Genomic DNA, 23,798 nt, shown 5'->3' with positions numbered 1-23,798 from the left:
TAGAAACAGTTTATACAGAAAAACCAGAAACTCCAAGATATTTATAAAAAAAGATATCTGAGCCAACGCTTCCATTTAGGATTTTGCCCTTGCTATCTGCTTACTTACTCGTCACTCACGGAAGTCGTGACCCTCGTCCCCAAGCTGGGGTAGAGCAATTAGCTCAATTGCTTTGCCAAAAACTACGAGTGGAAATGCTCGCCAAAACTCAAGAACTTACTAATACTGAAATATTAACAAACTCGTCAGTTAATGTAGTAACAGTTAGAGAACCATTGGTGGGTACAGCTTGTTTAGAATTAGCACCTTTGCCACTGCACGAACAAATTCAACAGTTTGGCAAATATGCTTTAGCAGCTGGTTTCAAGCGTATTCAAATATTACCATTATTTCTGCTACCGGGAGTTCATGTTATGGAAGATATCCCCGCAGAAGTAACAAAAGCAAGGGAGAATTTTGGTTCAGACTTAACAATTGAAGTGCGACCTTACTTGGGATTTAATCCTCAAATTAGTCAGTTATTAACTTCTAATTTACAGGGTTTTAATGCTGATGCGTGGATTTTGTTATCTCATGGAAGTCGCCGTCAAGGTGCTAATTATCCAGTAGAAGCATTAGCAAAAAAATTAGGAGCATTACCAGCTTATTGGTCTTTAGAACCTAGCTGGGAATCTCAGGCAAAAAGTTTACTGATTAAAGGAAAAAGACGCATTGGCATTTTGCCTTATTTCCTATTTTCTGGGGGAATTACTGATGCGATCGCCCAATCAGTCAAACAAATTAAACAAGAGTATCCTGCCGTAAAATTTCATTTGGCAAAACCCTTGGGGGCAAATTCTGAATTAGCTGAATTAATCTGGGATTTAACAAAAGAATGAATCAAAACATATTGGAAATTACCGAAGAGAAACAGAGGAAAAGATATTTGGGTAAAGTATATTTAGTAGGTGCAGGACCGGGAGACCCTGGTTTAATGACACTGAAAGGAAAAGCACTTTTAGAATGTGCTGATGTGGTAATTTATGATGCACTGGTGAGTCCCCCAATTTTGGCAATAATCAACCCGCAAGCTGAAAAAATTGATGCCGGAAAAAGAATGGGGAGACATTCATTATTACAAGAACAAACAACTAAATTATTAATCGAAAAAGCCCAAACTCACGCCATAGTTGTGCGCCTCAAAGGTGGCGATCCTTTTGTGTTTGGTCGTGGCGGCGAAGAAATGGAAGATTTAATTAATGCTGGAGTTTCAGTAGAAGTAATTCCTGGGATAACATCAGGAATTGCCGCACCAGCTTATGCCGGAATTCCACTGACTCATCGCAATTATAGTTCTTCAGTTACCTTTGTAACTGGTCATGAAAGCGTAGGAAAATACCGTCCTGAAATCAATTGGTCTGCGATCGCTCAAGGTTCAGAAACAATTGTAATTTACATGGGAGTGCATAATTTAGCCCAAATTGTGCCAAAATTACTAACAGCTGGATTAGCATCAAATACACCCGTCGCTTTAATTCGTTGGGGTACAAGACCAGACCAAGAAGAACTAATTGGTACCTTAGAAACAATTGTTGCACAAGTGGAAAAAACTCAATTTAGCGCTCCAGCGATCGCTATAATTGGTTCCGTCGTAAATTTACATAGTATACTGTCAGTAGTTCGCCCATCTATATAATTAAACAATGGCTGTTAGTGGAATTACCTCAACCCAAGTAATTCAAACTATCTTGGCTCCAGCAGTTATGATCTCCTCCAGTGCCCTATTTTTTTTAGGATTAAGTTCCCGATATGTGGCACTTTTAACCAGAATTAGATTACTCAATGATGAAAAAAGACATCACAATCGTCAACTGATGGAACAAGGGAAATTGGCAGAGTTCGATCGCAATCGCTTATCTCACATCAACACCCAGCTAAACGCTTTATTACGTGCCACTTGGTATGTGCGAAACGCCATATTGTGTCATATTTTAGCGGTATTCTGTTTTGTGTTAACCTCATTTGCGATCGCCATCAATTTCCCGATTTCTCATCGCCTGATTCAAGGCATACCCATTTATTTGTTTCTCAGCGGAATGTTTTTAGTTTTATGCGGTGTTACCTGTATGGGTTTAGATATTTTAATTTCTTCCAAAGTAATCTTAGTAGAAGTTAAAGATGAAGGTTAGCAAAAAAACGCACTTAGTTGCAAAACTTAAACTTGACAATCCTAAAGGAGCAAAAATCTTGAAACTTAACTCAAGAATTTATGTTAATCTGTTTAAATAGAGAAAATTTAGTGGTGCAACTATCAGCCATAGCCCAAGAATTTCCAAAAAAATTCTTTTCTCTTCAGGGTGTTGGCGCAATCAAAAAAAGGTTATATTATTATATGATTGGACGATATTTCTGTGCAGCCCTTGTCAATCTATTACCCACATCTATTCCTATTTGTCTACAGCCTGAGAGAAGTACAGGAAGACATCAAAGCAACACCCCAGCAAACATCCTGGGAAAGATTGCGCGATCGACTTAATCTTGACCAAGAAGCAGATTACGACATAGAAAGAAACTATCCTTTTACGGTAGAAGACCTAAACGGCGTAACAGGTTTTTATCGCCGCTATACTTTGGGAGATACAGAAAGCTTATTAGTCTATTGTGCTACTAAAGATAAAGAAAATCCTCAAAATTATGATTGCTTTTATGAGTTTCAGAAAAAACTAGAAGCTAACGGCACTATAGGCAAAACATGGCTGATTTTAGGGTATTTAAACTCTGCTACAGATTTAGACAAAGAAAAAGCCGCTAAACAAGCATACCAATCATTTAGAAAAAATGCCTCAGAACCACAACTCCGACCCGGAAGCCACTTTTTAGGAAGTACAGTTTTTGAGATTTGGGAATCACCAGAAAATTGGACAAATGCACTAGAACATGAAAGCATACTGATTTGTATTTGTCCTCACCAAAAAACCGTAGAAAGGATTGGAACTTTTCACTATGAATTAATGTTGCTGTTCTATTATCGCCATAAAATATGTAAAAACTATCGCATTAGTATAAACATTAAAAAGATGCTGATTCAGGAGGGAATTTTTCCCGAAAATAACCAAATAGATGAAGCCGTTGTTAACTTCCCAAACATCAGCGGTCTAGAACAAAAATTCGATTACTTCAATTACGAACTTCGCAAAAACTTGCAAATTTTAGCTAAATATATAATGGCACTGGAAGATTTAAAAGTGCAATTGCAAAATTTGCAGCAAAACTTAGAAAATTACCAAAAGCGGTTAGCAATTATTAAGCATAAGGCTACTGAAGAAAACGGAATTACAAAACTCAAATTTTTCGATGAATTTGGAGAATTTACTGCTACTAATTATATTTTGGAAACAGAAAAATATTATACACTGTTACTACCACAGTTAGCATTAAGAGAGAAATACATTCATAGCATTTGTACTTTTATCGAACTATTTAAAGCTGAACAAGACCGCCAAATAGCTAATCAAAATACCAAGTTTCAAGATACAGTAATTTTTCTCGGTACTACGATCGGCACCTCTAGCTTTATAGCTATTGCTTCCGCACCTCTAATACTAAACAAAATTACTACCTCAAACTTAAGTCAAACTCCTAACAATATCTCGTTAACCTACTTTACTTTCTTAATCTTATATTTAGCGATCGGTCTAACTTCCGGCTACATTACCCGTCAATGGTGGCGTTCTTACCGTCATCCTTCTAGGGAAACAGGAGAGTAGGACGATCAGGGGTGCAGGGGTGCAGGGGAGAATTTAAAACTGAAAACTCTCCAACTCAAAACTCAAAACTCAAAACTATCTCAGTCCCCTTTCTCTACAATAAAAAAGGCGAATTCAAAGAAAAGCTATTTCTCACTCTCACATCGAACTAAAAGTTTTAGAAACTAGCGATCTTCTCAAAGAAACTCAAACCGATCGCCTAGATGCTTGGTTAGCTAATCAAGTACCAGACCTTTCTCGATCGCGCATTCAAAAACTAATTCAACAGGCAAAAGTTCAAATTAATGGCGAAGTTTGTACAAGCAAAAATCACACCCTCAAAACAGGCGATCGCATCCAAATTACTATCCCCGAAGCTACCACTTCTCAATTAAAACCAGAAACAATTCCCCTAGATATTCTTTACGAAGATGACCATTTACTCATCATTAACAAACCCGCTGGTTTAGTCGTTCACCCCGCCGCTGGACATGAAGATGGAACTCTCGTTAACGCTTTGTTAGCTCATTGTCCCTTAGCGGAAATAGGCGGTGTCCAGCGTCCGGGAATAGTTCACCGCTTGGACAAAGATACCACTGGCGCGATCGCGATCGCCAAAACTGATCAAGCTTACCAACACCTGCAAGCACAACTTAAAACAAAAACTGCCCGTCGAGAATATTTAGGCATGGTTTATGGTGCTACCAAAACCGAAAGCGGCACCGTTGACCAAGCGATCGGTCGCCATCCCGTCGATCGCAAAAAAATGGCAGTTGTCCCAGAAGCAAAAGGCGGTCGTCCCTCAGTCACTCACTGGCAGGTCAAGGAACGCCTGGGAAATTACACATTAATGCACTTCCAGCTAGAAACAGGTCGCACCCACCAAATTCGCGTTCACTGCGCCTACATCGGTCATCCCATTGTTGGTGATCCTGTTTACAGTTCTGGGCGGGATGTGGGTGTTAATCTACCCGGACAAGCTTTACACGCTTGGCGACTCTCCCTTCAACATCCGGTCACAGGAGAGTTAATTCAAGTGACTGCCCCACCCCCCCATTCCTTTGTCACCCTTTTGGAAATTTTGCGGCGGCGTTGCGGTCTACCGCCCAGGCCATTTGAATTTTAAATTAGTCGCTTCTATCTATCCAAAGAGGGATGATTTAGGCGAAATTTTTTCTCCTTCTCCCTCACCCAGCCCCAAAACTTAGTTACCCCCTGGCAACTGGACAAAAATTTTGCCTTGATTTTACATATCTATGTAAACTTTTCTTCACATAAATACATAAATTAAACGCAGGTTTTTTAAATAAGTCAACTCTATGATCCTTATATGGTAAAACTTATAAGCAAATCTTAAGAAAATATAAAAATTAACCACAGCACAGAAAAACACCACCTTTTGTTAAGCAATGTAAAAAAGATGGGTAAAATAAGGCGGGATAACCCAATCAATGAAGGAATTGCAGCGTTTCTCTATACTTAGCTAAGGTATTTAATAATTCGTAATAAATAAATCACAATAGGCAGTGTATAAAAATAACCTGTAGGGACTAGAAGACAAGCAAAAGTTACACAAAACACTCGTTAAGAAAGTTTTCTTGTTTCTCATAAAAATATGAAACTTTCTCAGATTTATGCCTTATGCTTGTACAAAGATGAAGAACACATCATCAAACAACGAGTCATAAGTGAGTAAGTCAAAACAGTGTTTTGTAGCTTGCGACTTGACCCGACTGGTCTAAGTCAACTTGAAAAAGTGAGCTTAACCAGTGATTCCTAAGATTTACCAACAGACTGCACTCAACAACAATACAAGTAGGAGATTGAGTAATGTTAGACGCATTCGCCAAGGTTGTTTCTCAGGCTGATAAGAAAGGCGAATTCCTGAGTACCGCAGAATTAGATGCTTTAAGCGCCGTAGTTAAAGAAGGCAGCAAGCGCTTGGATACAGTAAACCGCATTACCAGCAATGCTTCCACCATTGTTGCCAACGCTGCTCGCGCTTTATTTGAAGAGCAACCTCAGCTGATCGCTCCTGGCGGAAACGCCTACACCAACCGTCGCATGGCTGCTTGCTTGCGCGACATGGAAATCATCTTACGCTATGTTACATACGCAACTCTCGCAGGTGATGCCAGCGTATTAGATGATCGCTGCTTGAACGGTCTACGCGAAACCTACCAAGCTCTCGGTACTCCTGGTAGTTCCGTAGCAGTTGGCGTACAAAAAATGAAAGAAGCCGCTATTGCGATCGCTAACGATCCCAACGGTATCACCAAAGGTGATTGCAGCGCTTTAATGTCTGAAGTAGCAAGCTACTTCGATCGCGCTGCTGCTGCTGTTGCATAAGCAACAAGTGGAAACACTATTATTTTTTCAGAACTTTCAATAGAAAACATCTGCATTTGGAGATACCAAACACATGAAGACCCCTATTACCGAAGCGATCGCCGCTGCTGATACCCAAGGCCGTTTCCTGAGCAACACCGAATTACAAGCTGTTAACGGTCGTTTTGAACGTGCAACTGCCAGCATGGAAGCTGCTCGCACTCTGACCAACAAAGCACAACAACTGATCGATGGTGCAGCTAATGCGGTGTACCAAAAATTCCCCTACACCACTCAAATGCAAGGCCCCAACTACGCTTCCGATGCCAGAGGCAAAGGCAAGTGCGCTCGTGACATCGGCTACTACCTCCGCATGGTAACCTACTGCTTGGTTGCTGGTGGTACAGGCCCAATGGACGAATACTTGATTGCTGGTTTGGCTGAAATCAACAGCAAATTTGAGTTGTCCCCCAGCTGGTACGTTGAAGCTCTGAAGTATATCAAAGCTAATCATGGTCTGTCTGGTCAAGCTGCTAACGAAGCTAATACCTACATCGACTACGCGATCAACGCTTTAAGCTAATTGATACGCCTAACGGCACGCTACGCGAACGCATAGCCCGGAAAGGTATGCAGTTGCTGGCTGCGAAACTAGCAGGTGCGTACTTCTCCGGGCATTGTTGTATCTAAGTCAAGTGCTCTGTTTGTTGTGTTGGGAGAATATTATTGTGGCGATAACAGCAGCAGCATCTCGGTTGGGAACCTCAGCATTTAGCGACAGCGCTAAAGTCGAACTGCGTCCCAATTCCAGCAAAGAAGATGTTCAAAACGTAATTCGAGCCATCTACCGTCAGGTACTTGGTAATGACTATTTAATGGCTTCTGAACGGCTGATTAGTGCGGAATCTTTGCTCGCAGATGGCAACATCTCCGTTAGAGAGTTTGTTCGCATCCTGGCAAAATCAGAGCTATACAAAACCAAATTTTTCTACAACAACTTTCAAACCCGGGTCATCGAACTCAACTATAAACATCTGTTGGGACGTGCCCCTTATGACGAATCGGAAGTAGTTTTCCACCTCGATTTGTGGAATAACGAAGGTTACGAAGCAGAAATCGATTCATACATCGATTCTCCCGAATATATTGCCAACTTTGGCGATAATATCGTCCCCTTCTATCGCGGGTTTGAAACCCAAACAGGTCAAAAACAAGTCGGTTTTAACCGGATGTTTAAGTTGTACCGGGGTTATGCAAACAGCGATCGCGCCCAAGCTCAAGGGAAGAACTCTCGCCTCGCTCGTGATTTGGCAATGAACTTACCCACAACCATTGTCCAACCATCCACTAGCGATCGCAGTTGGTCATACTACAGCGCTTCCAGCGACACTGCACCCCGTAACTGTTTGGGTGGATCTTATGGCGAAAGCGGTCGCGTTTATCGCATCGAAGTCGCAGGGATTCGCCAACCAGGATACCCAGGAGTCCGGCGTAGCAACGTCGCCTACTTGGTACCCTACGAAAACTTGTCCAACAAAATGCAACAAGTTCATCGGGTTGGCGGCAAAATCATTAGCGTTACCCAAGCTTGATAATAGTTATGAGTAAAAGGTTAAGAGTTTTAGTGATTAATTCAAAAACTCAAAACTCAAAACTCAAAACTCAAAACTTAACGGAATTGGAGGTATTAACAAATGCTCGGTCAAACCGCTATCGGTAGCGCTGCTAATACACCCTCTGGTAGCCGCGTGTTTCGTTACGAAGTCATTGGGTTACGTCAAAACGACGAAACTGACAAAAACAACTACTCTATTCGTCGTAGCGGTAGTGTGTTTGTCACCGTACCCTATAGCCGTATGAATGAAGAAATGCGGCGCATCACTCGCTTAGGTGGCAAAATCGTCGGCATTCATCCAATGGGTGCTGAAGCAGCTGCCAAGGAACCCGCTAAAACTGGAGAAGGAACAGGGGAAAGTTGATTTTCAGCTATGCAGGAATCCGATCCTGAAAGAACAGGCGAAGCGGGAGAATCTCCCTCGCTTACAGTTGAGCAAGCGATCGCCAACCTGAACCACGAAGACACTAGTCTGCGTTACTATGCAGCGTGGTGGTTGGGTAAATTTCAGGTGAGAGAACCAGCGGCAATCGAAGCTCTGATTTCAGCTTTAGAAGATGAAGCCGATCGCACAGAGTTAGGTGGTTATCCCCTAAGACGCAATGCTGCAAGAGCATTAGGAAAACTGGGAGATGTTAGAGCAGTACCAGGCTTAATTAAATGTTTGGATTGTTCTGATTTCTACGTGCGCGAAGCAGCTGCACAGTCGCTGGGTGATTTGGGCGATCCAAGTTGTATACCAGTGCTGGAGCAGCTGCTATCTGGTGGTTTGGCTGCTGCCGTACTAGTACCGGGACGACCCCACCTCGCACAGCCTTACGAAGCAGTCATGGAAGCATTGGGTACGTTGGGAGCTAAAACTGCTATCCCTTTGATTCAACCCTTCCTCGAACACCCAGTCCCACGAGTTCAATATTCTGCTACCAGAGCAATGTATCAATTAACCCAAGAAGCGATTTATGGGGAACGTTTGGTACAAGCTTTGTCAGGAAATGATATTCAACTGCGTCGAGTCGCACTCTCGGACTTAGGTGCTATTGGTTATCTTCCCGCAGCAGAAGCGATCGCCTCTTCCGCCACCGAAAACAGCTTCAAATTAATTGCCCTCAAAGGCATTCTCGAACACCAACTTAACCCAGAAACACCCCAAGCGCTCAATGACGCAGCCATCAGAGTTATGACTTTGATGGATTCGCTGTTATAGTCTGTTATTTGTCCTTTGTCATCCGTCATTTGTCCTTTGTCATCTGGGAAAAGTGATTTTAGGGAATTACTTTACACTCATCTAAATGACTTAATAACTAATGACCTATGACTAGTAAGTTAATGACAGATCATCAGCAACTCATTCAAGCTATAGAACAGGCAGATTCATCAGAATCCCTGATCGCCGCAGTCCGCACTCTAGCAGATGTCCGTTCCGAAGCAGGAATTCCCAAACTCATCGCTGTTTTAGGTTATAACAACCCCGGAGCAGCACTCGCAGCCGTCACCGGACTGATTCAAATGGGAGCAACAGCAGTACCTCGATTATTGGAACTGCTTGATGGGTATAACTATGGTGCTAGAGCTTACGCGATTCGCGCTTTAGCTGCGATCGCTGACCCCCGCGCCCTAGAAGTTCTACTCAACGCTGCCAAAAGCGACTTCGCCCCCAGCGTCCGTCGTGCCGCCAGCAAAGGATTGGGAAATTTGCACTGGCATCAACTCGAACCTAGTCAAATCCGAATCGCCCAAGAAACAGCTTTTCAAACATTAGTGGAAATCTGTCAAGACCCAGATTGGTCGATTCGTTATGCAGCAGTTGTCGGATTGCAAACAATGGCTAATCAAACCCATTTTCTCGACCAAATTTTGGCACATTTTCAGCAAATGAGCCAAACAGAAACCGACTTAGCTGTTCGTGCTAGAGTGCAATTAGCAATCAATTCATAATTTTGTCATTCGTCATTTGTCTTTTGTTATTTGTTAGCTTTTCAATCAGTAATAACCAATTACCAATGACTAATGACTAGTGACTAATCAACTAGCAAAAGAGAACTAGTTAAAATGTCAATACCACTTCTAGAAATTACTCCTACCACGCAAAATCAGCGGGTACCCGGTTACGAAGTTCCTGACGAAGATGATTCCCCAATTTATCGTCTGGCAAATGCTATTTCTGATGCAGACATTGATGCCATAATTTGGGCAGGTTATCGGCAAATCTTCAGCGAACATCTGATTTTAGAAAGTCATCGTCAACCATCCTTAGAATCTCTCCTGCGGAATCGACTGATTTCTGTGAAAGAGTTGATTCGCGGATTAGGAAAATCAGAAGTTTACCGAGAATTGGTAGCTGATACTAACTCGAATTATCGGTTAGTTGATATCTGTTTTAAACGCTTCTTAGGACGGGCAACTTACAATAAAGATGAGCAAATCGCTTGGTCAATTGTGATTGCTACCAAGGGATTACATGGCTTTATTGATGCGATTGTTGATAGCGAAGAATATGTGCAGAACTTCGGTGATGACATCGTACCCTATCAACGTCGTCGCTTTAACGAAAGACCTTTTAACTTAGTTAATCCTCGTTACAGCGACTATTGGCGGACTCAGGAAATTGTCAGATCGGGTAGTTCCTACTACGAAGTAAAATTTTACGGTCAAGGAACGCCAGAAAAACGCTCGGTGCGCTCTGCTATTCCTAGCATATTTTTGGAAATGGCACAGGGTATAATTAGACCACAAATCGACTTTCAACGCGATCGCGATCGGGCAATTAACACAACCAGCAAAGTCCAACTTTCCGACTTGACTCGCCAAGGTACCACCGTAAAACCATCAGTGAGTCGCACGGAAGTTTCCCTTCCTTATAGCTATATTCCTGCCGATCCTAAAGTCTAGTAATGTTAGATTTTAGGATTTAAATTTTAGATTTCATGCAAATCTAAAACTGTCCAATAGCACACCAACCAAACACAAAAAAAGGCGCATGGCAATACCTTTGCTCACTTACAAACCCTCCTCGCAAAATCAGCGAGTAGCGGGTTATGAAGTACCTAACGAAGATACTCCTTATATCTATCGTCTGGAAGATTGTGTTGATGAAACTGACATCCAAGAATTAATTTGGGCAGCTTATCGACAAATCTTCAGCGAACATGAAATCCTCAAAAGATTCCGTCAACCCGCTTTAGAATCCCAATTAAAAAATCGATCGATTACTGTCCGGGATTTTGTGCGTGGTTTAGCAAAAACTGAGGCATTTTACACCTTAGTAGTGGAAACAAACTCCAACTATCGGGTTGTAGAAGTCTGTCTCAAACGCCTCCTGGGACGCGATTCCTACAATAAGGATGAAGAAATTGCCTGGTCAATTACCATTGCCACCAAAGGCATTGGCGGATTTGTGGACGCACTTATTGATAGCGAAGAGTATCAAACCAGCTTTGGTGATTTCACAGTACCTTATCAACGTCGTCGCTATAAAGACCGTCCCTTTAACTTAGTAACACCTCGCTACGCTGACTACTGGCGAGATAAAGAAGAGGCAGCACGTTACAAATGGGGCGATATCAACAACTTTTTGGATATGGCGCGATCGCTCGCAATCACACCAGTTACCCAAAATACCAACGTCGCCACTGCTAACATCCAAATTCCCAACACAACCAGGGATAATAAGCCAGATACTCGCGTATCGATTAACCCAGTGGCAAGTTTCCCTGCACGTAAATAGGCAATCCCATTCACAGCCAATCTTACTAAATAGGAGATTATCGCATGGCTCTGCCGTTGCTCGCATACAAACCATCATCCCAAAACCAGCGTGTTAAAAGTTTTGGAGTTGCAGACCTCAACGAAGATACACCTTACATCTATCGTCTAGAAGATGCCGCTTCTCCTGCTGAAATCAGAGAATTAATTTGGGCTGCTTATCGCCAAGTTTTCAGCGAACACGAAATCCTCAAATTCAACCGCCAAATTACCGTAGAAACTCGTTTCGCCAACCGTTCAATTACAGTACGTGACTTGATTCGGGAATTGGCAAAATCTGAAGCATTCTACCGTTTAGTGGTTTCCGTTAACAACAACTATCGGTTAGTAGAAATCTGTCTCAAACGCTTTTTAGGTCGCGCACCTTACAACAAAGACGAAGAAATCGCTTGGTCAATTGTAATTGCCACCAAAGGTTTTAATGGCTTTGTTGATGCTTTATTGGACAGCGATGAATACACCAACGCTTTTGGTGATTTCACCGTACCTTACCAACGCAAGCGGATGGAAGGTCGTCCTTTCAACTTGGTAACTCCTCGCTACGGCGAAGACTTCCAAGAAAAAGCAGGTACAGTTACCACCGACTGGCGCTTTACCTTGGAAAAATACTACACTGCTAAGTACCAACAACGCAGTTTGCCAGAAGGCGATCCTCGCAACTACAGCAATATGGCAGCAACAATTAATGCCAAGGGCAATTACGCTCAAAACATTCGTGCTTCCAACATCGATTACCTGAACAAAGTACCAAGACGCTAATCAAGATTTTTATCCGCATTTTGTGGGTTAAATCTCAGATCTAAAATCCAAAAACCTTTAACTGGGTCTGACCTTTGGGGGATGGCTAACTAATATTGGATTAGTTGTTATCATCTCAGCGGTTTAGACCCAGTTGTTGCATGAAACGGGGATTGGGATGACAGGCAGGATGCCTGTCTTACGGGACTGGGAAAATCCTAATGTAGGGGCGATTCATGAATCGCCCCTACATTAGGGTGTGTACTGAGATTGCTTACTTACGGCTCTCCCGTACTCATGGTGATAAGTAAACCTAATTAATTAGCGAAGTAGGACAGGCATCCTGCCTGTTATCCCAGACCAGTACGGGAGAACCTTACTTACCATCAGTAGAACTTTGCTGTCCATTAGGAGGCGCAACTACTACACCTTTATCAGTAGCACGTTGTTCGCGTTTTTTCCGTTCGGCTTTGACGGCATCTTCCATAATTACTAATGCCTGAGCCATTTTATCTAAATTGCTGCGGTAAAGTTCCAGATCTTTTTGGATTTTGTCTTCTGGTAAATGCAACCCAGAGCTAATTTTTTTGAGTGCTTCAGTCAGTTGCTTGGGATCTTTTGCTAATTCGGGATCTGCTTGTTCAACTGAGCTAAACAAACCAATAGCAAATAAGCGACTGTATTTGAATTTTGGGTTGTTAGCGATCGCTTGCAGAGTTCCTTGTAAATCCCCTGTATTAGCAAAAGACTCTTGAGTTAAGCTATCAATCACCTCTTTTACTGAACGCTGGGCCACAAACGCCTTTACTCGTTCAGCATCCTGCTTATAAGTTTGGGGATCACTTCCTACCGCTTGACAAAGTGCAGCAAATATGGGTTCTTTGTCCGCTTCTGGGCGATAACCTTGCATAAAGCGATCGAAGGTTGTCACTACTCCCAAAGCATAAATAGGGTCATATTTAAAGTCATTATTGACCGAAAGCAAGTGCATTTCCACCATTAACTCTTCTACCACTCGTCGATAAATCGTGTTAATCGGACGAGTGTGGAGGGAGTAGAAAGTTCGCTTAGTATCTGAGACAGTGCGGACGTTGTTCACGGAAAACAATTAAGGAGGAATTAAATTTATTGTCTCCTTTAAGGGTAACTTTGCCAAGCGGATTTTGCGAAGACAGATGCGTTAAAATCTAAGACTGTGACCTTTCCTTGGTCTATAGATGAGATTTTCCGATCGATTAATTGCTTTAGCTAGTTACATGGCGGGTGAGTTTGACAATCAGGTACAAGCGATCGCCGATCCAGCTTGGTACGTTCACCTGCGACTTTGGCAACGACCTGTACCTTTGTTTACTGAAGATAGCATCACCTTATTTGCCGAACAAGCCAATATTGTTAATTTAGAGCAAGCTTATCGACCGCGAATCATTCGCTTGCGGGAACGAACAGAGCTTAACGCCTCGATTCAAGTGCAGTACTATATGCTAAAAGACCCTGGAACGATACAGGGTGCGGGACGCGATCGAAAAAAACTAGAAACCTTAACACCAGACCTAATAGAATTCTTGCCCGGTTGTACCCTTAACGTTACGCAAAATTCTTTAGCCACCCAAGGTTATCACTTTCAAGCATCTTTACCACCAGATGCCCGTTGCTGCTTCACTTACCGTAATGAAACCTACCAAGTTTCTCTAGGATTTGAGGCAACCCCGGAAGCATTTCTCAGTTATGACAAAGGTATTGACCCCCAGACAGGAAAAGCGATTTGGGGAGCATTGCTTGGCCCTTTTCGCTTCACCAAACGCCAGGATTTTTCTGCTGAAATAGCCCTTTAGGGTGCAGAGGAGATGGGGAGATGGGGGGATGGGGAAAAATTCTCTCCCTATCTCCCCGCCTCTGCCCCTTTGCCCCTCTGCCTACTAACTAGCAATGGTGCGGGGTACACCCTCTAAAGCTTCTTCCTCGGTTTCAAAAATTTCAAATACCGAGTCCATCATCGTCACTTCAAAAACCAATCTAGCTTCTGGATGCACGTTACAAATACGGAAGCTCCCCTTAACTTTATCTGCATCTCGCATTCCAGCCACCAAAGATGTGAGGCCAGAACTATCGATAAAATTGACTGAACCCAAATTCACGACCACATGACGGCTAAGTTTAGAAATACATTCTTGCAACTTCAAGCGAAATTGCCATGCAGTTGTAATGTCCAATCGACCTGCTGGTGTCAAGACGATGACAGTAGTGCCGTCTTGGGTCGTATGGGTTTTTTGATCGATCTGAATCACTGACCCTCCCCTTGAAATTGTAAGAGTTTGGAGTTTTTGCACACAGCCTCAATCTTATAAACCGTCAAGCAATCCCAGGTAAGTGGGTGCCAATTATGGAATTTAGAAGATCGACAGTTGTACATTTTTGTGGTTTTAGGAAATAGCATTTTTTGTTTCTATTACTATTCTTCCCAGGCTGAGGCAAAAATGAATAACCTCTTGAATTTTGGGTTGTTCATCTCAGTAGTTTAACTCAGACCTCTGCTTTAGGAAGCCTTCCAGTTAGCCCAATCTTGAGGTTTCAAGAAGATTTCATATAATTCAGCTTCTGGGCTGTTAGGTTCTGGCTGATAGGCATATTCCCAGCGTACCAGAGGTGGTAAAGACATCAAGATAGACTCGGTGCGTCCGTTGGTTTGCAGACCAAAAATGGTGCCGCGATCGTAAACCAGATTAAACTCTACGTAGCGTCCCCGACGATAGAGTTGGAAGTTACGTTGGCGATCGCCATACTCCATATTACGGCGACGCTCCACAATCGGAACATAAGCTGGTAAAAATGTCTGACCGCACTCTTGGATAAAAGCAAACAACTCTTCCCAAGTGCGAGTCAACGAACCAACTTTCGCACTGTGAAGTGCTGCTGGCCCATTAGTATTATTTGCCCGATACAATTCCCCTTGAGCATCTTGGTAATCAAAAAAGATGCCACCCACACCCCTTGTTTCTTGACGGTGTTTCAAGTAAAAATACTCATCACACCAATATTTAAACGTCGGATAGTACTCTGGATGGTGAGCATCACAAGCTTGTTTAAAAGTCTTGTGGAAATGAGCCGCATCCTCAGCAAAAGGATAGTAAGGTGTTAAATCAGCACCACCACCAAACCACCAAACTGGCCCAGCTTCAAAATAACGATAATTCAAATGTACCGTCGGGATATAGGGATTGCGGGGATGCAATACCATTGAAGTTCCAGTCGCATAAAAACCATGCCCAGCTGCTTCCGGGCGCTGTGCCAAAATTGAGGGCGGTAAATGTTCGCCCCAAACTTCCGAAAAGTTAACCCCGCCTTGCTCAAAAACTGCACCTTCGCGCATGACGCGAGAACGACCTCCACCGCCTTCTGGACGTTCCCAGGAATCTTCTTGGAATTTGCCTACACCGTCTAATGCTGCCAAACCTTGACAAATTTCATCTTGAATTTGACGCATAAACTGACTAACTCTAGCTTTGGAATCAGCTGGAGGTACAGAATGAGAGGAGGTTGCTTCGGAAGTTGAAAAAGCCGTCATATAAACACTTAAATCCCAATGTTATGCAAACGAATAGCCCATAGAGAAAGATTAGAGCGTTTTTAGATTAACTCGAATCGGGTCTTTACGGATAAAATACAAGGTTAACTTTAATTGAGAGCAGAAGATAAAAATTCTCATTTGAAGCCAAGAGTAGGAAACAGAATCAATTCTCTAATCGTCCCCTTGTCCCCTTGTCCCCTCAAAAATTTATGATGGGGGGATGTTATCCAATACACAATTAGCATACAATCTAGGCTGTCTTGGAGGCTGGCTAGGGGAGGATTGCCATGATTCCCAATTTTTTCTCCAAATCTGTCCGTAAACGAGTCCGAAAGAAATACCGAGTTTCTCTTGCCAGGACGTATAAAGCGTTGAGTTCTGCGTCGGTGGATGTTCTTTGGCAGAAAATGACGGATTTAGCTGATGTTTCTTGGCATCCTTTGTTAGCGAGTACGAATGTTCCTAAAGGATTGGTGGCTAAACCTGGTTTAATTTACCAGGCGATTACGCGATCGATCTTACCGATTCCCATTCAGATTTTTGTCGAACAAGTCAGACCCGGAGAATTATTGAGCGTCCGCATCATCACTCTACCAGGGCTGGAGGAACGAGTAACATACAAAGTTGAATCTACGGTTTGTGGCACTCAGATATCTTATTCGATCACCTTACAGGGCTGGTTGTCGCCATTAATTTGGTCTTTAATTCGATCGAACGCAGCAAGAGTTGCAGCAAAATTAGCTGATGCAGCGGAGGAAAAGCCGTTATTGAGATAAGGCGAGATTCAAAATACACTCCGAATCAAACCGCCATCAACTCTCAGACTGGCACCATTAATGGCAGAAGCTAAGGGACTAGAAACAAATGCCACCAAATCAGCGATTTCTGAAGTCCGAATCAAACGCTCAATTAAGGAAGTGGGACGATTTTCGCTCATAAAGCGTTTTTCGGCTATTTCATAATCAACATCGGGAAAAACATCTCGAATCAGTTCCACAACTCCAGAGGTTTTTGTTGAACCTGGAAGAACCGAATTAACTGTTACATTTGTTCCTTTTGTTAGTTCGGCAAGACTGCGAGAAATGGAAAGCTGCATAGTTTTAGTTGCGCTATAATGAACCATTTCCATAGCAGGATTAATGGCAGATTCGCTGGAAATAAAGACTATTCGCCCATAGTTACGAGCTAACATTTTTGGCAAATAATGCCGACTCAAGCGCACACCACTGAGAATGTTTACTTCAAATATTTGTAACCATTGTTCATCAGCGATCTCAAAGAAATCTACTGCTTCATAAATACCTAAATTATTGACAAGGATATCAACATCTGGATATTCTGCGATCGTATGAAGGCAGCCTTGGGCAACACCGTTATCTGCTACCAAGGGCAGGAGTTTTGCTTGGGGATACTCAGAAGAAATTTTTTCAATTGCACTGTTGACACTGTTTGATGTTCTCCCATTAATAATTACGTTAGCTCCTTCACGGACTAAGGTGCGAGCAATTTCTAAACCTATGCCACCCGCAGAAGCAGTCACAAGAACAGTTTGATTTTGCAGTTGTAGATCCATTTTTATTCCCCATTGAGATTAGTTTATTGGAAACTGAAAAATTGCTCCCCTGCTCCGAGAGTTCCGGGGGACTCTCTACTGTCTCAATAAATAATTTAGATGCGTGACAGTTTAGACTCAGACCACCATTAGTTAAGATTTTATAAGAATTAACCTCAAATCACCCCTAAAAACAAGGGGAGAACACTAATGTCAGACATTCTCGAAGTCAGCACAATTTTAGAAGTATTGCGACCAGTCCAAGACCCGGAACTTCGCAAAAGTTTAGTGGAATTAAATATGATTCGCAACGTCAAGGTTGATGCTGGCAATGTCAGTTTTACTCTTGTGTTGACGACTCCTGCTTGCCCTTTGCGCGAGTTTATTGTGGAAGATTGCCAAAAGGCAGTGAAAAAATTACCTGGCGTGACAGATGTAAAAGTTGATGTGACAGCAGAAACACCTCAGCAAAAATCTCTCCCAGACCGTACAGGAATCGCTGGGGTTAAAAATATTTTAGCCGTTTCCAGTGGTAAAGGTGGCGTAGGCAAAAGCACCGTCGCCGTAAATGTCGCGGTCGCTTTGGCGCAAGCTGGTGCGAAAGTGGGGATGATAGATGCCGATATTTATGGCCCAAATGTTCCCACAATGCTAGGGCTTTCCGAGGCAAGGGTAGTGGTACGGCAAACTCCTCAAGGGGAAATTTTGGAACCAGCTTTTAATCATGGCGTAAAAATGGTTTCAATGGGCTTTTTAATTGATAAAGACCAACCTGTGATTTGGCGTGGCCCAATGCTCAATGGTATTATCCGACAGTTTCTTTACCAAGTGGAATGGGGCGAACTGGATTATTTAATTGTGGATATGCCTCCGGGAACTGGGGATGCTCAATTAACTTTAGTGCAAGCTGTACCAATGGCGGGGGCTGTGATTGTGACTACGCCGCAAAATGTAGCTTTGTTGGACTCCCGCAAAGGGTTAAAGATGTTCCAGCAGATGGGAGTGCCAGTTTTGGGCATTGTGGAAAACATGAGTTATTTTATTCCGCCCGATTTGCCCGATACGCCTAACGGCACGCTACGCGATCGCCAGTATGACATTTTTGGCTCAGGTGGTGGTGAAAAAACCGCAGCGGAATTAGGTGTCAGCTTACTCGGTTGTATACCTTTGGAAATAGCCTTGCGTGAAAGTGGCGATCGAGGTATACCTATTGTGGCTGCCGACCCAGATTCTGCCTCTGCTAAAGCCTTAACCCAGATTGCCCAACAAATAGCCGCCAAAGTTTCCATTGCTGCCTTAGCTTAGGGGAGATGGGGGGATGGGGAGATGGGGGGATGGGGAGATGGGGAGATGGGGAGATGGGGAGTGTAGAAGAAATCAATTTTCTCCTTGTCTCCTTGTCCCCTTGTCCCCCAGCAGTCTCCAAGGAAAACCAAAACTTTATAGCATTTCCGTTTAAAATTTAGAACTTGAAATCTAAAATTGCTCTTTTCCCTGGAGTATAAATCTAAAAAATCATGATGTTAAAGTCAATCAAAACATTTCGTTGGAAGTCCCTGATCTCACCTTGGCAACAAGCCGATATTTGGGTATTTCTAATACCTCTGGGACTTTCCATTTTAGGCGGCATCATGATCCGTAGTACAGAACTAAATCAAATTAAGCCCGAATGGTGGAAGCCTTGGATTTTTCCTTGCAGTATTTTAGCAACTGTGCTGGTGGCATTAGTTGTAATTGCACTATACGTTGCTCATGAATATTGGCAACAATGGTTGATTGGTGGTCTAGCTTTTGGTTTGATTTTCCTGAAAGCCTTTTTAGAGGCTCCCAAATGGGCGGAACACATTCTCATTGCTGTTGTCGGTTTATGCTTAATGCTGTTATGCGCTCGCTGGCGTTATGAAAACTTGATTAAATGGCATTGGGTGATCTTCGCCATTAGCAATGTGTCTCTAGTACTTGTAATGATTGCTGGTACAAGTGCTAAAGGTGCTCAACGCTGGATTGCTATTGGTTCCTTCAACGTTCAGCCTTCAGAATTTGCTAAGTTATCTCTAATCATTACCCTAGCAGTACTCTTAAGTGCGAAAAATTCTGCGACTATGGGTTCTTTAGCGCGGTCTTTGGCAATTACAGCTATTCCTTGGGCTTTAGTCTTTTTACAACCAGATTTAGGAACTTCTTTGGTTTTTGGGGCAATTACTCTGGGAATGCTCTACTGGGCTAATGTGAATCCAGGTTGGTTGCTGTTGCTCAGTTCTCCTCTGGTTTCGGCAATTTTGTTTAATGTTTTCTTACCGGGATGGTGCGCTTGGTCGGCATTAATGGCAGTGGTAGGCTGGAAAACTCTACCTTGGCCTGTCAGGGGTGCTGTGGGTGCTGTAGCAATTAATTTAATCGGTGGTGAAGCTGGGCATATTTTCTGGGGTTTATTGAAGGATTATCAAAAAAATCGCATTATTACCTTTTTGAACCCGGAACACGATCCTTTAGGTTCGGGATATCACTTGATTCAATCTCGGATTGCTATTGGTTCTGGTGAACTTTGGGGCAGGGGTTTATATCATGGAACTCAAACTCAGGGAAATTTTGTTCCTGAGCAACATACGGATTTTATTTTCTCAGTAGTTGGTGAGGAATTGGGTTTTGTGGGTTGTATTGTGGTTTTGCTGATTTTTTGGTTCTTCTGTCTGCGTTTGGTGATGATTGCTGAGAGTTCTAAGAGTAATTTTGGTTCTCTGTTAGTGATTGGTGTGTTGGCAATGATTGTGTTTCAGGTGATTGTCAATATTGGTATGACTATTGGTATGGCACCTGTGACGGGGATTCCTTTGCCTTGGGTGAGTTATGGGCGATCGGCTATGTTAACTAATTTTATTTCGATCGGACTGGTACAATCGATAGCAAATTATCGACAGCGACTTAAGTTTTAGGGGATTGGGGACGGGACAAGGGGACAATTTATTTCTTCTGTGCTCCTCCACTCCCCTGCTCTCCGTCTCCACTGCCTTTGACGGATTGATAGTAAGCTAATAATGAAGCAATTACTGAGGAGATAATCATGTTTTTGCCCGGATCGGCTGTGCGTGTGAAGAATGTCAATGATACTTATTATGGTTTTCAAGGATTAGTGCAACGAGTTACTGATGGTAAGGCAGCTGTTTTGTTTGAAGGTGGTAATTGGGATAAGTTAATCACTTTCCGCCTTTCTGAATTGGAATTGGTAGATACAACTGCTGGTAAGAAAAAGGGCAAGTAAGTAATTGGTAGTGGGTGGTGGGTAGTGGGTAGTGGGTAGTGGGATTACTATTATTTACTATCTACTACCAGCCTTAATCTTATAACTAGTAATTTGATTTAATAAATAATTAAATTGCCTATTACCAACTACCAATTACCAACTACCAACTAACTAAATTTATGCGTCTTCCTTTACCACAATTTTCTGGTGTAACTCGCCACCCAAATCATTTTGCTGAGGTGATAGAAACTGCTACTTCGGAGTTTTTGGCTCAATGTTTGGAACCAGAAACTTTGAGTTTTCCGGCGATGCCGCCTTTTGGGAGTTGGGTTCGATCGCTCGATGAAGAGTCAGGTAATCTGATTTATGCTGTGGTTTATCATGCTACTACTTCTCCGATCGATTCTGTACATCGCGCCCGTGCTTTGGGAATGTCTTTGGCTGAGTTAAGGGAAGAACAACCGCAAATTTTTGCGATGTTAAAAACGGAGTTTCGCGCTGCGATTGTGGGTTACAAAACTTCTGAAAAACCACAAAGTTTTTATCAACATATTCCTCCCCGTCCTCCCCAAATTCACCAAGCTGTTTATTTTTGCGAATCAGAAGAAATAATTGTATTTAGTGAAGAGTTTGATTTTTTACGAATGCTTTTACAAGTACCGCAAGCGCCTGTAGATGCTCTTTGTGCGGCGGCAATTCGGGAAATTTATCAGTTAAGAAAGGGCGATCGCACTTGGTTGGTTAAGGCTGGACGTTATTTAAGTACGCTACTTAGAGATGATTACGATCGCTTAAGAGTTATTTTAAGTCAAATCCATTTGTAGTAAAGTATCTGGCTCGATCGGGATAACTGTAACTTTAACAACAATTGAATTTGAGATAAAAATCTAATTGATAATTGTTGCTTCACCTAAAGACGTAAATCTAAATCTATCCAGAGACTAATAGACTAACTATTTATTATGTGGTTAAATTATCTTGGCAAGTACCTGATTAACCTGCTAATAAGTTGAATGAATAATCCTGAAGTTGAAAAGTCAAAGCCCTCGTTGAATTAGCCAGGGCAATCATTAATCATCTTAAAATTAGCCAAAAAGTATTTTATTTAACCTGCTACATTATGGAATCAATTTTGCACGTATTTGAGCAGCCAATAGTGCCATTTGCGATTTTGTTGGCTGTAATTCTCACTGTACCTCCCTTATTTGAAAAATTGCGATTGCCGGGATTAGTTGGTTTATTAGCAGCAGGTGTGCTCCTTGGCCCAAATGCTTTAAAAATACTGGAAACTAAACAACCAACGATGGAATTACTCTCAGACATTGGGTTAGTTTACCTGATGTTTGTTGCAGGTTTAGAAGTTGATATGGAACAGTTCCGCAAAACTAAATATCGTTCCGCAGGTTTTGGCACTTTTACTTTTATAGTGCCGCTAATTTTTGGAACAACTGTGGGACGGGTTTTTGGTTTTGACTGGAATGCGTCAATTTTAATTGGTTCTTTGTTTGCTTCTCATACACTTTTGGCTTATCCAATTGTTAGCCGTCTTGGGGTAGTGGGAAATGAAGCGGTTACAGTGACAATTGGGGCGACAATTTTTACTGATATTGGTGCTTTATTAGTATTAGCTGTTTGTATTGCTATTCATAAAGGAGAGTTTTCTTTAACTAGTTTATTCACTTTGTTGGGGATGTTAATTGTTTATTCTGCGATCGTCCTTTTTGGTTTTGATTGGGCAGGTAGGCAATTTTTCCGGCGTACAGGTGACGATCAAGGTAATCAATTTTTATTTGTGTTGTTAGCAGTATTTCTGGCTGCTTTGGGTGCGGAATTAATAGGAGTAGAAAAAATTGTTGGGGCTTTCTTGGCAGGTTTGGCAGTGAATGATGCGATCGGAGATGGGCCAGTCAAAGAAAAGGTAATATTTGTTGGTAGTGTCCTATTTATTCCCATTTTCTTTGTGGATATGGGATTACTAATTGATATTCCTGGTTTTCTGAAAAGTTTATCATCAATTTGGTTGACATTGGCAATTGTTGTTGGGTTAATTACGAGTAAATTTTTAGCTGCTTTGTTCGCTAAATTATCGTACCGCTACAACAACCAAGAATTATTAACTATGTGGTCATTATCTATGCCTCAAGTTGCGGCAACTTTAGCCGCAACATTGGTGGGTTTTCGGGCAGGAATACTGAATGAAGGAGTATTAAATAGTGTGCTAGTATTAATGTTAGTAACCGCTACTTTGGGGCCATTAATTACTAGTAAAGTTGCTCCGGGTTTGCGTTTAAAAGAAACTCAGGTTGCACCTGCTCAACCGAAAACGGAAACAGAAACAGACCGAAAAGATAGCTCTCTTTTTACCGTAGTAGTGTCAGTAAGGAATCCACAAACGGAAAGGTTTCTGATTGAAATGGCGGCAATATTGGCAAAGCATGAAAATGGAAGAATTATGCCATTAGCTATTCCGCAAGCTCACGCGCACTTGGATGCTTCTGAGTTAGATGATGCTGTAAGACGAAATCAAATGTTACTCGATCGAGCTATGGAAATTAGTCGAGACTTGGGTGTAGACGCGGAAGCAATATTACGCATTGATGATGCTGTTGCTCAAGGAATTAGTCGTGCTAGTCGGGAAAAGAATGCTAATTTAATTGTCATGGGTTGGAGTAATCGTACTAGTTTTCGAGCACGTTTATTTGGCAATGTAATTGATGGGGTTTTATGGGCTTCTCATTGTCCGGTGGCAATTACTCGGTTGCTTGATTCACCTAATAAATTACAGAGAATTTTAGTGCCGATGGAAAATTTTACTAATCAAGCTGTTAGGTTGATAAGATTTACCAAGATTTTAGCAGATGCGAATCAAGCGCAAGTAACTTTGTTAAATGTTTGCGATCGCCGCACCTCTAATAATAAAATTGCTTGGACAACTTCCCAGATGAATCTGTTAGCTGAAAAATGGATGTCTGGAACTAATACTGATGTTAAGGTCGTTGCTAATGACGATATCGTAAAAGGAGTACTGATTGCCTCTCAACATTCGGATTTAGTGGTTTTGCGATCGGAACGGCAACGCACTGCTGGAGGATTGGCAATGAGTAATATTACCACCGAAATAGTACAACAGCTTAATTGCTCATTCGTGTTGTTGGGAGAACCACAAAAAAATTATCAGGAAGTTGTTTCTTACTAAGTTAACCAACAAGTTATCAGAAACAAAAAACGGATAATGTCAAATTTAACTAAGTTGACAGCAATTTTGGGGATTT

The 23,798-nt window shown here is 42.2% G+C and carries 26 protein-coding genes; 22 read left to right on the top strand and 4 right to left on the bottom strand.

The annotated features are described in order from the left end of the window. Positions 1–89 precede the first annotated feature (89 nt). The 14 genes from ACE1CA_RS12875 (at position 90) to cpcG4 (ending at position 12,189) form a co-directional block, all read left to right on the top strand. Positions 90–878: a sirohydrochlorin chelatase gene (locus ACE1CA_RS12875; protein WP_413279846.1), complete on the top strand. Its 789-nt coding sequence runs from the start codon at positions 90–92 to the stop codon at positions 876–878. Further along, a complete protein-coding gene (gene cobA / locus ACE1CA_RS12870; protein WP_413279847.1) occupies positions 875–1,675 on the top strand; it encodes a uroporphyrinogen-III C-methyltransferase in 801 nt (266 codons plus the stop codon). The genes ACE1CA_RS12875 and cobA overlap by 4 nt, the downstream gene beginning before the upstream one ends. 7 nt (positions 1,676–1,682) lie before the next feature. Continuing rightward, positions 1,683–2,168, top strand: a complete 486-nt coding sequence (locus ACE1CA_RS12865; protein WP_413279848.1) for a DUF2721 domain-containing protein — start codon at positions 1,683–1,685, stop codon at positions 2,166–2,168. Between the two features lie 222 nt (positions 2,169–2,390). Further along, entirely contained in the window at positions 2,391–3,746 is a 1,356-nt protein-coding gene (locus tag ACE1CA_RS12860) for a hypothetical protein (protein ID WP_413279849.1), read from the top strand. A gap of 142 nt (positions 3,747–3,888) precedes the next feature. Next, positions 3,889–4,851, top strand: a complete 963-nt coding sequence (locus ACE1CA_RS12855) for an RluA family pseudouridine synthase (protein ID WP_413279915.1) — start codon at positions 3,889–3,891, stop codon at positions 4,849–4,851. Between the two features lie 704 nt (positions 4,852–5,555). Continuing rightward, entirely contained in the window at positions 5,556–6,074 is a 519-nt protein-coding gene (cpcB, locus tag ACE1CA_RS12850) for a C-phycocyanin subunit beta (protein WP_413279850.1), read from the top strand. A 73-nt stretch (positions 6,075–6,147) separates the two neighbouring features. Further along, complete coding sequence (gene cpcA, locus ACE1CA_RS12845) at positions 6,148–6,636, top strand: C-phycocyanin subunit alpha (RefSeq protein ID WP_413279851.1); 489 nt, start codon at positions 6,148–6,150, stop codon at positions 6,634–6,636. 145 nt (positions 6,637–6,781) lie between these two features. Next, complete coding sequence (locus ACE1CA_RS12840; protein ID WP_413279852.1) at positions 6,782–7,645, top strand: phycobilisome rod-core linker polypeptide; 864 nt, start codon at positions 6,782–6,784, stop codon at positions 7,643–7,645. Positions 7,646–7,747: 102 nt separating this feature from the next. Beyond that, complete coding sequence (gene cpcD / locus ACE1CA_RS12835) at positions 7,748–8,032, top strand: rod-capping linker protein CpcD (protein WP_413279853.1); 285 nt, start codon at positions 7,748–7,750, stop codon at positions 8,030–8,032. A 9-nt stretch (positions 8,033–8,041) separates the two neighbouring features. Then, entirely contained in the window at positions 8,042–8,872 is an 831-nt protein-coding gene (gene cpcE, locus ACE1CA_RS12830) for a C-phycocyanin alpha-cysteine-84 phycocyanobilin lyase subunit CpcE (RefSeq protein ID WP_413279854.1), read from the top strand. A 122-nt stretch (positions 8,873–8,994) separates the two neighbouring features. Next, complete coding sequence (gene cpcF, locus ACE1CA_RS12825) at positions 8,995–9,603, top strand: C-phycocyanin alpha-cysteine-84 phycocyanobilin lyase subunit CpcF (RefSeq protein WP_459563675.1); 609 nt, start codon at positions 8,995–8,997, stop codon at positions 9,601–9,603. Between the two features lie 114 nt (positions 9,604–9,717). Then, positions 9,718–10,557, top strand: a complete 840-nt coding sequence (gene cpcG1, locus ACE1CA_RS12820) for a phycobilisome rod-core linker protein CpcG1 (RefSeq protein ID WP_413279856.1) — start codon at positions 9,718–9,720, stop codon at positions 10,555–10,557. 88 nt (positions 10,558–10,645) lie between these two features. Next, positions 10,646–11,392, top strand: coding sequence for a phycobilisome rod-core linker protein CpcG2 (gene cpcG2 / locus ACE1CA_RS12815; RefSeq protein WP_413279857.1), 747 nt, complete (start codon positions 10,646–10,648; stop codon positions 11,390–11,392). 44 nt (positions 11,393–11,436) lie between these two features. Further along, on the top strand, positions 11,437–12,189 hold the full coding sequence (gene cpcG4, locus ACE1CA_RS12810) for a phycobilisome rod-core linker protein CpcG4 (protein WP_413279858.1): 753 nt from the start codon (positions 11,437–11,439) through the stop codon (positions 12,187–12,189). A gap of 355 nt (positions 12,190–12,544) precedes the next feature. Here the strand turns inward: cpcG4 and psb29 are convergent, their stop codons facing one another. After that, positions 12,545–13,267, bottom strand: coding sequence for a photosystem II biogenesis protein Psp29 (gene psb29 / locus ACE1CA_RS12805; RefSeq protein ID WP_413279859.1), 723 nt, complete (start codon positions 13,265–13,267; stop codon positions 12,545–12,547). Positions 13,268–13,385: 118 nt separating this feature from the next. Here psb29 and ACE1CA_RS12800 point away from each other — a divergent pair, with 118 nt between their 5' ends. Next, positions 13,386–14,000, top strand: coding sequence for a chromophore lyase CpcT/CpeT (locus ACE1CA_RS12800; RefSeq protein WP_413279860.1), 615 nt, complete (start codon positions 13,386–13,388; stop codon positions 13,998–14,000). 84 nt (positions 14,001–14,084) lie between these two features. On the opposite strand, the gene ACE1CA_RS12795 is transcribed toward ACE1CA_RS12800, so the two are convergent. After that, positions 14,085–14,453 (bottom strand): STAS domain-containing protein, encoded by a 369-nt coding sequence (locus tag ACE1CA_RS12795; protein WP_413279861.1) that lies wholly within the window; start codon positions 14,451–14,453, stop codon positions 14,085–14,087. Between the two features lie 248 nt (positions 14,454–14,701). Next, positions 14,702–15,730, bottom strand: a complete 1,029-nt coding sequence (gene hemF / locus ACE1CA_RS12790) for an oxygen-dependent coproporphyrinogen oxidase (RefSeq protein ID WP_413279862.1) — start codon at positions 15,728–15,730, stop codon at positions 14,702–14,704. A 290-nt stretch (positions 15,731–16,020) separates the two neighbouring features. Between hemF and ACE1CA_RS12785 the strand changes: the two genes are divergently transcribed. Next, positions 16,021–16,509, top strand: coding sequence for an SRPBCC family protein (locus ACE1CA_RS12785; protein WP_413279863.1), 489 nt, complete (start codon positions 16,021–16,023; stop codon positions 16,507–16,509). An 8-nt stretch (positions 16,510–16,517) separates the two neighbouring features. Here ACE1CA_RS12785 and ACE1CA_RS12780 read toward each other — a convergent pair whose 3' ends face one another. Next, a complete protein-coding gene (locus tag ACE1CA_RS12780; RefSeq protein ID WP_413279864.1) occupies positions 16,518–17,306 on the bottom strand; it encodes an SDR family NAD(P)-dependent oxidoreductase in 789 nt (262 codons plus the stop codon). Positions 17,307–17,495: 189 nt separating this feature from the next. Here ACE1CA_RS12780 and ACE1CA_RS12775 point away from each other — a divergent pair, with 189 nt between their 5' ends. The 6 genes from ACE1CA_RS12775 to ACE1CA_RS12750 all read left to right on the top strand — a co-directional run bounded on the left by ACE1CA_RS12775 (position 17,496) and on the right by ACE1CA_RS12750 (position 23,722). Further along, positions 17,496–18,590: an Mrp/NBP35 family ATP-binding protein gene (locus ACE1CA_RS12775; protein ID WP_413279865.1), complete on the top strand. Its 1,095-nt coding sequence runs from the start codon at positions 17,496–17,498 to the stop codon at positions 18,588–18,590. Between the two features lie 13 nt (positions 18,591–18,603). Beyond that, the gene (locus ACE1CA_RS12770) at positions 18,604–18,744 is read left to right on the top strand and encodes a hypothetical protein (protein ID WP_486517798.1); all 141 of its coding nucleotides are present in this window, start codon (positions 18,604–18,606) and stop codon (positions 18,742–18,744) included. A gap of 58 nt (positions 18,745–18,802) precedes the next feature. Next, a complete protein-coding gene (gene rodA, locus ACE1CA_RS12765) occupies positions 18,803–20,218 on the top strand; it encodes a rod shape-determining protein RodA (protein WP_413279866.1) in 1,416 nt (471 codons plus the stop codon). A 128-nt stretch (positions 20,219–20,346) separates the two neighbouring features. After that, positions 20,347–20,544, top strand: coding sequence for an NAD(P)H dehydrogenase subunit NdhS (locus ACE1CA_RS12760; protein ID WP_413269242.1), 198 nt, complete (start codon positions 20,347–20,349; stop codon positions 20,542–20,544). Between the two features lie 161 nt (positions 20,545–20,705). Then, on the top strand, positions 20,706–21,350 hold the full coding sequence (locus ACE1CA_RS12755) for a hypothetical protein (RefSeq protein ID WP_413279867.1): 645 nt from the start codon (positions 20,706–20,708) through the stop codon (positions 21,348–21,350). A gap of 296 nt (positions 21,351–21,646) precedes the next feature. Then, entirely contained in the window at positions 21,647–23,722 is a 2,076-nt protein-coding gene (locus tag ACE1CA_RS12750; RefSeq protein WP_413279868.1) for a cation:proton antiporter domain-containing protein, read from the top strand. The last annotated feature ends 76 nt before the right edge of the window (positions 23,723–23,798 follow it).

Origin of the sequence: Floridaenema evergladense BLCC-F167 (genome assembly GCF_041929205.2) — a bacterium.
GTDB classification, from domain to species: domain Bacteria; phylum Cyanobacteriota; class Cyanobacteriia; order Cyanobacteriales; family Aerosakkonemataceae; genus Floridanema; species Floridanema evergladense.
Note: the sequence above shows the minus strand (reverse complement) of the source record. Positions and strands in the feature narration are given on the sequence as shown.

What these genes read in the sequence shown, in the direction of transcription:
- hemF (WP_413279862.1), bottom strand. Translation starts at nt 15,730, where the DNA reads ATGACGGCTTTTTCAACTTCCGAAGCAACCTCCTCTCATTCTGTACCT.
- ACE1CA_RS12755 (WP_413279867.1), top strand. Translation starts at nt 20,706, where the DNA reads ATGCGTCTTCCTTTACCACAATTTTCTGGTGTAACTCGCCACCCAAAT.
- cpcG4 (WP_413279858.1), top strand. Translation starts at nt 11,437, where the DNA reads ATGGCTCTGCCGTTGCTCGCATACAAACCATCATCCCAAAACCAGCGT.
- cobA (WP_413279847.1), top strand. Translation starts at nt 875, where the DNA reads ATGAATCAAAACATATTGGAAATTACCGAAGAGAAACAGAGGAAAAGA.
- cpcB (WP_413279850.1), top strand. Translation starts at nt 5,556, where the DNA reads ATGTTAGACGCATTCGCCAAGGTTGTTTCTCAGGCTGATAAGAAAGGC.
- ACE1CA_RS12780 (WP_413279864.1), bottom strand. Translation starts at nt 17,306, where the DNA reads ATGGATCTACAACTGCAAAATCAAACTGTTCTTGTGACTGCTTCTGCG.
- cpcD (WP_413279853.1), top strand. Translation starts at nt 7,748, where the DNA reads ATGCTCGGTCAAACCGCTATCGGTAGCGCTGCTAATACACCCTCTGGT.
- cpcF (WP_459563675.1), top strand. Translation starts at nt 8,995, where the DNA reads ATGACAGATCATCAGCAACTCATTCAAGCTATAGAACAGGCAGATTCA.
- cpcG2 (WP_413279857.1), top strand. Translation starts at nt 10,646, where the DNA reads ATGGCAATACCTTTGCTCACTTACAAACCCTCCTCGCAAAATCAGCGA.
- cpcG1 (WP_413279856.1), top strand. Translation starts at nt 9,718, where the DNA reads ATGTCAATACCACTTCTAGAAATTACTCCTACCACGCAAAATCAGCGG.
- rodA (WP_413279866.1), top strand. Translation starts at nt 18,803, where the DNA reads ATGATGTTAAAGTCAATCAAAACATTTCGTTGGAAGTCCCTGATCTCA.
- cpcE (WP_413279854.1), top strand. Translation starts at nt 8,042, where the DNA reads ATGCAGGAATCCGATCCTGAAAGAACAGGCGAAGCGGGAGAATCTCCC.
- ACE1CA_RS12750 (WP_413279868.1), top strand. Translation starts at nt 21,647, where the DNA reads ATGGAATCAATTTTGCACGTATTTGAGCAGCCAATAGTGCCATTTGCG.
- ACE1CA_RS12785 (WP_413279863.1), top strand. Translation starts at nt 16,021, where the DNA reads ATGATTCCCAATTTTTTCTCCAAATCTGTCCGTAAACGAGTCCGAAAG.
- ACE1CA_RS12770 (WP_486517798.1), top strand. Translation starts at nt 18,604, where the DNA reads ATGGGGAGATGGGGGGATGGGGAGATGGGGAGATGGGGAGATGGGGAG.
- ACE1CA_RS12775 (WP_413279865.1), top strand. Translation starts at nt 17,496, where the DNA reads ATGTCAGACATTCTCGAAGTCAGCACAATTTTAGAAGTATTGCGACCA.
- ACE1CA_RS12760 (WP_413269242.1), top strand. Translation starts at nt 20,347, where the DNA reads ATGTTTTTGCCCGGATCGGCTGTGCGTGTGAAGAATGTCAATGATACT.
- ACE1CA_RS12865 (WP_413279848.1), top strand. Translation starts at nt 1,683, where the DNA reads ATGGCTGTTAGTGGAATTACCTCAACCCAAGTAATTCAAACTATCTTG.
- cpcA (WP_413279851.1), top strand. Translation starts at nt 6,148, where the DNA reads ATGAAGACCCCTATTACCGAAGCGATCGCCGCTGCTGATACCCAAGGC.
- ACE1CA_RS12800 (WP_413279860.1), top strand. Translation starts at nt 13,386, where the DNA reads ATGAGATTTTCCGATCGATTAATTGCTTTAGCTAGTTACATGGCGGGT.